General features: G+C 34.6%; 12 protein-coding genes. 5 read left to right on the top strand and 7 right to left on the bottom strand.

What is annotated here, in order from left to right:
• Positions 1-77 precede the first annotated feature (77 nt).
• Genes OLM53_RS03895 through panB form a run of 6 tightly spaced genes read right to left on the bottom strand, consistent with a single transcriptional unit; the run spans position 78 to position 5,729 of the window.
• Positions 78-812, bottom strand: coding sequence for a hypothetical protein (locus OLM53_RS03895; protein ID WP_264521750.1), 735 nt, complete (start codon positions 810-812; stop codon positions 78-80).
• A gap of 44 nt (positions 813-856) precedes the next feature.
• The gene (locus tag OLM53_RS03890; RefSeq protein WP_264521749.1) at positions 857-2,188 is read right to left on the bottom strand and encodes an aldehyde dehydrogenase; all 1,332 of its coding nucleotides are present in this window, start codon (positions 2,186-2,188) and stop codon (positions 857-859) included.
• Positions 2,189-2,248: 60 nt separating this feature from the next.
• The gene (locus tag OLM53_RS03885; protein WP_264521748.1) at positions 2,249-3,595 is read right to left on the bottom strand and encodes a hypothetical protein; all 1,347 of its coding nucleotides are present in this window, start codon (positions 3,593-3,595) and stop codon (positions 2,249-2,251) included.
• A gap of 53 nt (positions 3,596-3,648) precedes the next feature.
• Positions 3,649-4,341, bottom strand: a complete 693-nt coding sequence (locus tag OLM53_RS03880) for an RluA family pseudouridine synthase (RefSeq protein ID WP_264521747.1) — start codon at positions 4,339-4,341, stop codon at positions 3,649-3,651.
• Between the two features lie 2 nt (positions 4,342-4,343).
• On the bottom strand, positions 4,344-4,898 hold the full coding sequence (locus tag OLM53_RS03875; protein ID WP_264521746.1) for a hypothetical protein: 555 nt from the start codon (positions 4,896-4,898) through the stop codon (positions 4,344-4,346).
• 12 nt (positions 4,899-4,910) lie between these two features.
• Positions 4,911-5,729, bottom strand: coding sequence for a 3-methyl-2-oxobutanoate hydroxymethyltransferase (gene panB / locus OLM53_RS03870; protein WP_264521745.1), 819 nt, complete (start codon positions 5,727-5,729; stop codon positions 4,911-4,913).
• A 135-nt stretch (positions 5,730-5,864) separates the two neighbouring features.
• Here panB and OLM53_RS03865 point away from each other — a divergent pair, with 135 nt between their 5' ends.
• Genes OLM53_RS03865 through OLM53_RS03850 form a run of 4 tightly spaced genes read left to right on the top strand, consistent with a single transcriptional unit; the run spans position 5,865 to position 8,265 of the window.
• Entirely contained in the window at positions 5,865-7,028 is a 1,164-nt protein-coding gene (locus tag OLM53_RS03865) for a sigma-54-dependent transcriptional regulator (RefSeq protein WP_264521744.1), read from the top strand.
• Positions 7,028-7,642, top strand: a complete 615-nt coding sequence (locus tag OLM53_RS03860) for a DEAD/DEAH box helicase (protein WP_264521743.1) — start codon at positions 7,028-7,030, stop codon at positions 7,640-7,642. Before OLM53_RS03865 ends, OLM53_RS03860 begins: the two co-directional genes overlap by 1 nt.
• Before the next feature lie 43 nt (positions 7,643-7,685).
• The gene (locus tag OLM53_RS03855) at positions 7,686-7,901 is read left to right on the top strand and encodes a DUF2007 domain-containing protein (RefSeq protein ID WP_264521742.1); all 216 of its coding nucleotides are present in this window, start codon (positions 7,686-7,688) and stop codon (positions 7,899-7,901) included.
• Positions 7,902-7,911: 10 nt separating this feature from the next.
• Positions 7,912-8,265, top strand: a complete 354-nt coding sequence (locus OLM53_RS03850; RefSeq protein WP_264521741.1) for a hypothetical protein — start codon at positions 7,912-7,914, stop codon at positions 8,263-8,265.
• A 1-nt stretch (position 8,266) separates the two neighbouring features.
• Here OLM53_RS03850 and OLM53_RS03845 read toward each other — a convergent pair whose 3' ends face one another.
• Positions 8,267-9,490 (bottom strand): MFS transporter, encoded by a 1,224-nt coding sequence (locus OLM53_RS03845; protein WP_264521740.1) that lies wholly within the window; start codon positions 9,488-9,490, stop codon positions 8,267-8,269.
• Positions 9,491-9,790: 300 nt separating this feature from the next.
• Here OLM53_RS03845 and OLM53_RS03840 point away from each other — a divergent pair, with 300 nt between their 5' ends.
• Positions 9,791-11,425 (top strand): ABC-F family ATP-binding cassette domain-containing protein, encoded by a 1,635-nt coding sequence (locus tag OLM53_RS03840; RefSeq protein WP_264521739.1) that lies wholly within the window; start codon positions 9,791-9,793, stop codon positions 11,423-11,425.
• The last annotated feature ends 2 nt before the right edge of the window (positions 11,426-11,427 follow it).

The following is an 11,427-nucleotide window of genomic DNA, read 5'->3' as shown; positions in this document are numbered from 1 at the left end:
ATAGGCTTCTCCAATGAATTGATCATCTTCGGTTACTTCCCAATATTTAAATCCTAATACTTCATCAACAGTATAGCCTAAAATTTCTTCAATAGATTCACTACAAAACGATACTTCCCTTTTTTATTGGTTGTCATAATCAAGGAGTTTCCTTTGTTTACAACGATGTTTGTAAAATTAAATTTATTTTCTGTTTCTATAAATGCCAAATGTCTAGCCGTATGAAACGTTGTAGTTAGTATGAATGCACAAATAAGGATGATAGTGTATTGATGTGAAATGAATTCAAAACCATAAGAACTTACCAACAGCAATAATATAGTAATAACAAATAACCAATAATGTAAAATATTCTTTAAAGCAAAATAAGAAAGGAAGTATATTATTATTAGACTCACATAGCACATTAACTCAAAAGGCCTAAAAAAAACATTATAAAAACTCATCCCAAAATAACCAAAATAACAGACGGTAAAAACTTTACTAATATGTTTAGCAAAAAAGACTGTTTTGGTACAAAGAAGATAAAGGGTTAGTAGTATGATACCAATTAAAATATTGGTTGCTAATAAACTTTGTGAACGGACTTGGAAAATTTCCAAAATGGTTTCTATCAACGGAATTGAAATCCCGAAGAAAAGCAGATATAAAGAGTACTGCTGTTCTTTAGCATCAAATTCGGAACGACTACTAAGATTTAATTTCTTTTTTAAAGATTTGTTAGTGGCAAAATAAGCACCATAAAGCAATAACAGCAGTATGGCTATGATAATTAAATTATTAGTATTAGAAAAAGTAAAAAAATCCGTCAAATTATATAGTGTTACATGTTTGATTAATCCAAAAATAAATAAATTTAGCTAAGCCATTTTAGTATTGTCCTTAAATTTTTTAACTTCCCATTGTAAGGGGCATATCGCAATGGGATATCCAGCCAATTGGCTTTTTTTACAATAGCCTTTTGATGACTAAATGTGTTGAAACTCAATTTACCATGATAGGCTCCTATACCACTATAGCCCACACCTCCAAAAGGTAATCTTTTATTCGAAAAATAGACTACCGTATCATTAATACATCCGCCTCCAAAAGAATACTTTTCAATTATTTTTTTTGCAAAAAGCTTGTCATTACTAAAAATATAGAGCGATAAAGGCTTTTCATATTTTGAAATAATGGTTTTCAAATCCATTTCATTTTTGAAGGATAAAATAGGAAGAATAGGACCAAAAATTTCATCTTTCATTACCAGGCTATCTAATTTTGGTTCATCAATTAGTGTAGGCGAAAGATAAAAATCCTTATTGTTGGTTATTCCACCAGCAAGTAAAGTTTCATTTTCTAACATGGCAACTAACCGTTTCCAGTTTTTTTCATTAATAATTCTTGGAAAATCTGAAGAGGTTTGTGGATTTTTTCCATATGCCATTTCAATTTCTTTTTTCAATAATTCAATGAATGGGGTTTTTATTTTTTCAGAAACCAATATATAATCTGGAGCAATACAAGTTTGACCTGCATTGAGAAATTTTCCCCATACAATTCTTTTTGCGGCTAATTTTAAATTAGCGGTTTCATCAACAATACAAGGGTTTTTACCGCCTAGTTCTAAAGTAACTGGAGTCAAGTTTTCTGCAGCCGCTTTAGCTACGATTTTACCAACAGCTACACTTCCTGTAAAAAAGATATAATCCCAACGTTGGGATAATAATTGTTGAGCTACTTCAGCATCTCCTTCAATGCATTCCACATGATTTTTATCAAATGTTTCGTTGATTATTTTAGCAACTATTTTTGAAGTGTTTGGTGTTAATTCAGAAGGTTTTACTACTACTTGATTTCCTGCTGCAATAGCTGCAATCAATGGACATAATGCTAATTGATAAGGATAATTCCAAGGAGCAATAATCAATACTTTTCCGTAAGGTTCTTTATAAATATAATCCGTTGAAGGAAAATTTAAAAGAGAAGGAAACACCAAAGTTGGTTTTGCCCATTTAGTAATGTTTTTGATGGTATAATTCAGTTCTGATTGAATATAAGCTGTTTCACTTAGGACTGCTTCAAAATCAGATTTTTTGAAATCATCATAGAGTGCTTTTATGATTTCTTGTTCATGTGCCTGAACACAATGTAATAATTTAAGTAAGGATTGTTTTCGATAACTTACATCAGTTTTAAAAATCATGACTTGGCGCAATTGGTTCAGCAAGTTACAATTTTAACATTTAAATGCCAACTTTATTCTTTATAAAAATGCATAACGGTATCCAGTATAAACATTGGCTTGTTTTCCGTCTGCTAAAGAGGTAAATATTGAATTGGAACCAAGGTAAAATCCGGCTAATCTAAATCCTAAACCCACATTTGTCCCCGAAATGTTATCATTTGAAACAGGAAGATAAGCTTCAAAGAACCCTAAATTAACTCTTGGAGTAACCGAAAAAATATTACGGGAGGTAATTTGGTCATCACTGTCATCTTTTTTCATTTTTTGTTGTAAATATCCAGTCACATATACTTTTGGAACGATTTTAAAATCGGCGTACAGTGTTAATACGGTTGGTAAGTTTACCTTGAATTCCTTTTTCTCAGGGCTTTTGGTTAAATAGCCTTTACTCAATAAAATTTGCTCTACATCGCTTAAATTGTTGATGTTACTAAACAAACTTAAATCTAAACCTTGCGGGTTTTGTACCGTTGGTTGGATATCTAAAGTATAATTAGTGTTGTAATTATTGTTGTTTTTAAAAGTCATGCTCCCAATATTTCTGATAGATGCACCTGCTTTAATTTTATAATTTGTTTTTCCGTCTTTCCATTGATAGGTCAATCCAATATCTGTTGCTGCTCCATTTAATCCACCAAAAATTGATTTTGTGTAATCATTAAAATTGGTAAAACTATCTGCCAAATTCCCTGAATAAGCGATATTTAATGTAGCGGGTTGATTGGTTGTTAAATAGGCACCAGTAGCATTTTCCGTAATGGTACCATTTAAATTTTTCAAACCAACATTAGAATATGTACCTGGGAATAACATTTTAAAAGTTATACCAGCACTTAAAACGTGTTTGTCATTTTCAAATAACGTTCTGGCTGCTGAAAGTCCTAATTCACCCCAAGCTGTTCCATTAAGTCTTTGGTTGTCAGGATTATTTAATAATGTAGTGTTTAAAACTATTTCATTATTTGTAATGGCATTTCCAATCGCCGTGTCCACATCCACTACATCAAATTTTACATTGGCCTTGGTACTAATTCCGAAGCCCCATTTCATCCATCTCATAGCAAAACTTGGACCAAGAATAGTTCCGTCAAAACGCATGTTTACAGGCTCGTCACCTTTGAAAATTAAAGTTTCTAGATTGGTATTGGAAGTTAAATCTTTAAAACCAACTTTATTATTGGATACATCAAAACTGACACCATAAAAATTGATTTCAAATTTTTTAGATAGATTGGAAAATTCAGCTGGATTAAGAACACCATTTAAAATCCCAACTCGACTAGAAGTGCTTATTCCAGAGAAATGGTCTTGAGCAAAAACGCCAAAACCAAATAGCAAACAGAAGGTTAAAATTAGTTTTTTCATTGTAGGTATTTTTACTTGGGTTATATAGTAACGTAAAAATACGCTTTTTAGTATCAAATGGAGTTCCAAATGGCATCTTTCGGTGCCTCCGCAATGATTTCTATGTTTTCTTTGGAGACAGGATGGATAAAAACTAATTTTCTGGCATGAAGATGTATTCCTCCATCAGGATTACTTCGGTCAAAACCATATTTTAAGTCTCCTTTTATAGGACTGCCTATGGCTGCTAATTGCGCTCTGATTTGATGGTGTCTTCCAGTATGAAGATTGATTTCTAAAGCAAAATAATTATCCAGCGTTTTAATAATTTTATAATCGAGACTCGCTTTTTTACTTTCAGGAATTTCTTTTAAATGGGCTTTTGAAGTATTGTTTTTTTCATTTCTTTTCAGATAATGAATAAGGATGTCTTGCACTTTGGGTGGTTTGTTTTTCACTACGGCCCAATAGGTTTTTTGTGTTTCTCGATTGCTAAACAATTCATTTAGTCGGGTCAATGCTTTAGAAGTTCTAGCAAAAACAACAATACCGGTAGTTGGACGGTCCAGTCTATGAACCACGCCCAGAAAGACTTCTCCAGGCTTGTTGTATTTCTCCTTGATATATTCTTTTACCACTTCTGATAAAGGCTTATCTCCCGTTTTATCACCCTGAACAATATCGCCAACACGTTTGTTAACCACTATGATGTGATTGTCTTCGTGAAGAACTTGGAGATTATCTTTGGTTGAGACTATCTTAGACATGATTATTCTTTTATATCTAATAATTCCCATACACCATCTCTTTTATATTGGTTCACAGCCAATTGAAATGAAGTTTTTTTATCCTCTGAAAAATAATCCGAACCATTTTTGAAAACATAATGTTCTTTGCAACGAAGAATAGCTACTTCAGTAATCCCAGACATCTTACTGTCAGCTAATCTTAGGACACTCTCTTCCTCTTCAGAGTAATCTTCGTTTGAAGGACCGTAAACCGCTTCTTTAGCGGCGTATTTCAAAATCAGTTTTTTATCAAGAACTTCAAATGTTCCAGTAGTATAACTTACATCTGGAATGCAATAAAAATCGCTAACGAATGTGCCGTTTTTTAAAAATATAATTTTACCATCACAACAATCACAACCATCATTATAAGCGGTACAATTTTCTGTATTTAATTTGGTTGAAATATAAAATACCTTCGAATATAAATCAGAAGTTTTCAGAAAATCTGATACAGGCTTGATAACAGGCTCTGCTTCATTTTTTTTACACGAAATCAAAGCAAGTACAAAAACAAAAACAATTTTTTTTCGCATCAATTAAGGTTATTAATACTGTTCGTTCTTGTTCGGAAAATCTTCAGATTTCACATCAGCCACATAATTACCAATAGCTGTTGTCATTTGCTCGTATAAGTTCAAATAGCGTCTTAAAAATCGGGGACTGAATTCATTGTTCATGCCTAGCATGTCGTGAATGACTAATACTTGTCCGTCAACACCACCACCAGCACCAATTCCGATTACAGGGATAGAAATGTTTTTTGCGACTTTCTCAGCTAAGGAGGCTGGTATTTTTTCCAAAACCAAAGCAAAACAACCAATTCTTTCCAACAATCTAGCGTCTTCCAATAGCTTTTCAGCTTCCGCTTCTTCTTTCGCACGAACCGTATAGGTTCCAAATTTATAGATGGATTGTGGCGTCAAACCTAAATGTCCCATTACCGGAATTCCAGCATTCAAGATTCGCTTAATACTTTCTTTAATTTCGCTACCGCCTTCAAGTTTTACGGCATGCCCACCACTTTCTTTCATAATTCTAATGGCAGAACGTAAAGCTTCTTTTGGATCCGATTGATAACTTCCAAAGGGTAAGTCTACAACTACTAATGCGCGTTCTATTGCTCTGACTACAGACGATGCATGATAAATCATTTGATCCAACGTTATAGGTAAAGTAGTTTCATGACCCGCCATCACATTACTAGCAGAATCGCCCACCAAAATCACATCAACACCAGCGGAATCGACAATTTTAGCCATGGTAAAATCATAAGCCGTAAGCATAGATATTTTTTCGCCATTGGCTTTCATGTCAAATAATGATTTGGTCGTAATTCTTTTGTAATCTTTTTTTGCTGTAGACATAGTGCTTTGTTTTGAAATACAAAAGTATTAAATCTATTTGGATGACCATTATTTTAGTTTCATTTGAATTAGATTTGAATTTCATTGAAATAATGCTTTACATGTTTAACTTTGCAATCTTATAAATGCAACGCAATGCCCAAAATATTAATCATTGAAGACGAAGTGTCTATCCGAAGAGTATTGACCAAAATACTTTTAGAGGAAAGCGATACTTATACCGTTGATGAAGCCGAGGACGGAAAACAAGGTTTTGAAAAAATTAAAAACGAAGACTACGACTTAGTCCTTTGTGATATCAAAATGCCCAAAATGAATGGGGAAGAATTACTAGAAGCTGTTAAAAAAATTAAGCCTGAAATTCCGATGGTGATGATTTCTGGTCATGGTGATTTAGAAACTGCTGTTAATACGATGCGATTGGGTGCTTTTGATTATATCTCTAAACCGCCTGATTTGAATAGGTTACTGAATACCGTTCGCAATGCTTTAGACAAAAAGAAGTTGGTGGTCGAAAATAAAATATTGAAGAAAAAAGTTTCCAAAAACTACGAAATCATTGGAAAAAGTGAGCCTATCAATCAAATCAAATTGATGATTGAAAAAGTAGCCTTAACGGATGCTAGAGTATTAATCACTGGTCCAAACGGAACTGGAAAAGAATTAGTAGCTCATCAATTGCATGAAAAAAGCGAGAGAGCTAATGCCCCAATGATTGAAGTGAATTGTGCTGCTATTCCATCAGAGTTGATAGAAAGTGAATTGTTTGGACATGTAAAAGGAGCCTTTACATCTGCTGTAAAAGATAGAGCTGGAAAATTTGAAGCTGCCGATGGGGGCACTATTTTCTTAGATGAAATTGGAGATATGAGTTTATCGGCGCAAGCCAAAGTATTACGTGCCTTACAGGAAAGTTTGATTCAAAGGGTAGGCGCAGACAAAGACATCAAAATTAATGTTAGAGTTATAGCAGCCACCAATAAAGATCTGAAAAAGGAAATTGCAGAAGGGCGTTTCCGTGAAGATTTATACCATCGCTTGGCCGTAATTCTCATTAAAGTTCCTTCCTTAAACGACAGAAGAGATGATATTCCTCTACTAATTGAGCATTTTGCTGCAAAGATTGCTGAGGAACAAGGAAATACCACCAAATCATTTTCTAAACCCGCTATCCAATTATTGCAAGAATACGATTGGACCGGAAATATTCGAGAGCTTAGAAATGTTGTGGAGCGCTTGATAATCCTGGGTGGAAGCGAGATTTCGGAAATGGACGTTAAACTTTTTGCTAGTAAATAATGAACTTAAAAAAAATAAATCCCCATCTGCAAAAAGCACTTATCGAAAACGATTTGACGGAAGCTAATGAAATGCAATTGGCTACTTTTTCAACTATTAAAAGTGGTGCCGATGCGGTAATTCAATCGCCTGAAGGAAGCGGAAAAACAACTACTATAGTGTTGAATGTATTGCAACGGATGGAAAAATCTATGGGCGAAAGTACCCGAGCTTTAATCATTGTTGAAAATAAAGAACGCGTTTTAGAAATGGAAGAACTGTTTTTGAAATACGGAACGTATCAGGATTTAAGTATCTTGGGTGTTCATGACAAAGGTGACATCGATTATGATAAAAACATTATCTCTTTGGGATTGGATGTTTTAATTGGAACTCCCAATAAAATCAACACCATGTTTGCGTCAGCTGGATTTAATATTAATACCATCAAAATGTTTGTTGTTGATGATGCTGATGTACTGTTTCGTTTGCGACATGATGCTATTATTCAGCGATTGATGATGAGTATTGAAAAAACACAACGCCTTTTCTTTTGTTCCCAAATCACTGAAAGAGTAGAGGTACTAGCAGACAAAATCATGATTGAACCTCTTTTCTTTGAAATGGAGGATTAAAACCTAATTCGTAATTTTTAATTTGTAATTCGTAATTGATAAAATGGGACTAATAAAAATATTTTCTGGAGAAGAAATTTTAGCCGTTGGTTTAAAAGAAAGACTAGAAGAAGCTAACCTTAATGTGGTCATTAGAGATAACAATCAGGCTAATGTTTTACCAAGCATACAAACGGCAAAAGCAGTCGAGTTGTTTATTCAAGAAGTCGATTTTGGTAAAGCCAGTCCAATTATTGAGGCCTTTCGATTGAGTATTTAAGATAAAGAGTATGCGAGCCTTTAGATTACTAAATGATAGTGTAGGCAATTCCTATTTTGAGGAAGGCGTCTTACCAGAATACTTAAGTATACCTAGTGAACGCTTTATTATTCAAACTAAAATAGAAGAATACCAAAAGCATCAACATCCGGCTCCAAGAGTGCAATATGTGGTAACTTTAAAAGGAAAACTTAGGTTTACTACTTCCGATGGGAAACAATTTATTTTAGAACCTGGTATTATTCTTGTCGCTAAAGATATTCATGGAGAAGGGCATTCTTGGGAAATTATTGAAGGGGAAGAGTGGCATAGAATTTATATCATTCCTGATGAAAAGGAAGACGATAAGTTTGTTTCTTATTGATTTAATTAAAGACCTTCAACCTACTTACTAATAACGAGATAAGAACTCCAAACACCCCAATAATTGCAAAGGAGTATTTCAAACTGGTCAGCTCGGCAATGAATCCGATTAATGGTGGCCCAATTAAAAAGCCCAAGAAACTGATGCTAGAAACAATAGTCAAAGCAATACTAGTAGGCACTTTTTCATTATTTCCAGCGACGTTAAAGATGATAGGAACTACATTGGAAACTCCAAATCCAACCATCATAAAAGCAAGGGTACACGGAATTAAATAAGGGAATAAAACGGCGCAATATAATCCTGTAGAAATTACGATACCGCTAACCACAAGTACTTTTTTAATCCCATACTTTGCGGCTAAAATATCACTCAAGAACCTACCCGAAGCCATACTAATCATAAAGGTGGTATACCCTAAAACTACCAAAGCACCGGGAGCTTTGACAATTTCTTTAAAATAAACACCACTCCAGTCAAACATTATCCCTTCGCTTGCCATACAGCAAAAGCAAATGATGCCTAGCCATATCAAAGTAGTATCAGGGTTTTTGAAAAAGGAATAGTTAGCTTGTTCTTCTGGCTTCTTTACTTTGGCTTTAATAATAAATTTATAGTTGAAAATCACTATCAGCGTTATCAAAGCAAAGACAATAACAAAATGTACAAACGGACTTAGCTTCAAAGCCAACATCAATAAACTTAGCAAAGCACCACAAAATCCAGCCAAACTCCACGAACCATGGAACGATCCTACAATGGGTTTATCAAACAATTGCTGTGTGTAAACCCCTTGTGTATTCACTGCGATATTGCAAAAATTACAAAAGAAACCAAATAAGAATAACCCTATAGCCAATTCCCATTTTACAGTAGCTAATCCTAATAAAATAAGGAAAAAAGAATAAACTAAAAGCCCTAAGATAGATATAGTTCGACTACCATATTGAGTCACAATTTTACCCGAAAGGGGCATGCCTACAAGTTGACCAATCGGTAAAGCAAAAAGTAAAGTCCCCAATTCAGCTTCGCTAAGGTGTAGCATCGATTTAATATCTGGAATTCTACTAGCCCAAGTTGCAAAACAAAATCCCATGCCAAAAAAGAATAAGGAAGTAGCAAGCCTAACCCTATTTAAATAAGATCTCTTAGCATTTCTAAACCCTTTTTTAATCTTGGCTTTGGGCAAAATTTTGGACAGGAAACTATAATCTAGTAATGGCATACCTTGTTTTATTCTGAATGACTGCTTAAAAGTAACCATTTTATTGACATGCTGCTTATTTTTGACTACTGTTGACTAGTATTGACTAGTGTTGATTAGTGTTGACTACTCTTGACTAGTTTGTTCTGGTCATGTTCGGGTCATGTTCGGGTTTTGTTCGCAAAACAGGGCATTTTTGCGAACAACACCCGAAGAAAAGCACAATAAACCAGCAATAAATCACCTGATTATGGAATAAATTAATTTTCAAAGGGTCAAATCTCAAATTAAACTATCTTTGCCGCTTCAAAAAAATGCTATATGATTACTGTTAATGACATAGCCGTTGAATTTGGCGGCACCACACTTTTTAGCGAAGTCACTTTCGCCATCAATGAAACCGATAAAATAGCCCTTATGGGTAAAAATGGCGCGGGTAAATCAACACTGCTAAAAATTGTTGCTGGGGAAAACAAGCCTTCACGTGGTTCTATTTCGGCACCAAAAGAAGCTGTAATTGCCTATTTGCCTCAGCATTTACTTTCAGCCGACCATTGTACCGTGATGGAAGAAGCTTCTAAAGCTTTTGCCGAAGTTTTCAAAATGAGAGATGAGATAGACGAAATCAACGAGCAGCTAACCATTCGCACCGATTATGAAAGCGATGAATACATGAAGTTGATTGAACGTGTTTCTGAAGTAAGTGAGAAATACTATTCGATAGAAGAGGTTAACTATGAAGCGGAAGTAGAGAAAGTATTGAAAGGATTAGGATTCGAAAGAGAAGATTTTAATCGACCAACTTCTGAGTTTTCTGGGGGATGGAGAATGCGTATCGAGTTGGCTAAAATATTATTAAAACAACCTGATTTAATTTTGCTAGATGAGCCAACGAATCACTTGGATATGGATAGTATTCAGTGGTTAGAGGATTTCTTGATTAATCAGGCTAAAGCGGTAATGGTCATATCGCACGATAGGGCTTTTGTGGATAATATTACCAATCGAACCATTGAGGTAACCATGGGAAGAATCTACGATTACAAAGCCAAATACTCGCATTACCTGGAGTTGAGAAAAGACAGAAGAGTGCACCAGCAAAAAGCCTACGACGAGCAACAGAAATTCATTGCCGATAATCAAGCTTTTATAGAACGTTTTCGAGGGACTTTTTCTAAAACAGATGCTGTACAGTCACGTGTTAGAATGTTAGAAAAAATTGTTCCTATTGAAGTAGACGAAATCGACAATTCGGCGTTGAAACTAAAGTTTCCGCCCTCCGTTCGTTCTGGACAATATCCTGTTATTGTCCGCGATTTGGAGAAATCCTATGGTGACCATTTGATTTTTAAAGATGCCAATATGGTGATTGAACGCGGTCAGAAGGTAGCTTTCGTTGGTAAAAACGGGGAAGGGAAATCGACGATGATTAAAGCCATCATGAAAGAAATCGAAATCAATAGCGGCAATGTAGAGGTGGGACACAATTCACAAATTGGTTATTTTGCTCAAAATCAGGCGTCGTTATTAGATGAAAATGCTACCATTTTTGAAACTATTGACAATATTGCGGTGGGTGATGTTCGTACACAAATCAAGAATATTTTAGGTGCTTTTATGTTCCATGGTGATGATATTCAGAAGAAAGTAAAAGTGCTTTCGGGTGGAGAAAAAACGCGTTTGGCGATGATAAAATTATTGTTGGAACCAGTTAACTTACTGATTCTGGATGAGCCTTCTAACCATTTGGACATGAAGACAAAAGACATTATTAAAGAAGCCTTAAAAGATTTTGATGGAACTTTAATTTTAGTGTCACACGATAGGGATTTCCTTGACGGATTAGCCACGAAAGTTTTCGAATTTGGCAACAAGAGAGTGAAAGAACATTTTGAAGATATCAAAGGGTTCTTGGCGCACAAAAAAATGGAAAGTCTGAAAGAGATTGAGAAATAGTT

Origin of the sequence: Flavobacterium sp. N1994, from assembly GCF_025947145.1 — a bacterium.
Lineage (GTDB): Bacteria > Bacteroidota > Bacteroidia > Flavobacteriales > Flavobacteriaceae > Flavobacterium.
This window is presented reverse-complemented; position numbering and strand designations above follow the sequence as displayed.

Excerpts from the sequence above, each read along its gene's own strand:
- OLM53_RS03880 (WP_264521747.1), bottom strand. The coding sequence starts at position 4,341 with ATGTCTAAGATAGTCTCAACCAAAGATAATCTCCAAGTTCTTCACGAA.
- OLM53_RS03850 (WP_264521741.1), top strand. The coding sequence starts at position 7,912 with ATGCGAGCCTTTAGATTACTAAATGATAGTGTAGGCAATTCCTATTTT.
- OLM53_RS03860 (WP_264521743.1), top strand. The coding sequence starts at position 7,028 with ATGAACTTAAAAAAAATAAATCCCCATCTGCAAAAAGCACTTATCGAA.
- OLM53_RS03845 (WP_264521740.1), bottom strand. The coding sequence starts at position 9,490 with ATGCCATTACTAGATTATAGTTTCCTGTCCAAAATTTTGCCCAAAGCC.
- OLM53_RS03855 (WP_264521742.1), top strand. The coding sequence starts at position 7,686 with ATGGGACTAATAAAAATATTTTCTGGAGAAGAAATTTTAGCCGTTGGT.
- OLM53_RS03875 (WP_264521746.1), bottom strand. The coding sequence starts at position 4,898 with ATGCGAAAAAAAATTGTTTTTGTTTTTGTACTTGCTTTGATTTCGTGT.
- panB (WP_264521745.1), bottom strand. The coding sequence starts at position 5,729 with ATGTCTACAGCAAAAAAAGATTACAAAAGAATTACGACCAAATCATTA.
- OLM53_RS03865 (WP_264521744.1), top strand. The coding sequence starts at position 5,865 with ATGCCCAAAATATTAATCATTGAAGACGAAGTGTCTATCCGAAGAGTA.
- OLM53_RS03885 (WP_264521748.1), bottom strand. The coding sequence starts at position 3,595 with ATGAAAAAACTAATTTTAACCTTCTGTTTGCTATTTGGTTTTGGCGTT.
- OLM53_RS03840 (WP_264521739.1), top strand. The coding sequence starts at position 9,791 with ATGATTACTGTTAATGACATAGCCGTTGAATTTGGCGGCACCACACTT.
- OLM53_RS03890 (WP_264521749.1), bottom strand. The coding sequence starts at position 2,188 with ATGATTTTTAAAACTGATGTAAGTTATCGAAAACAATCCTTACTTAAA.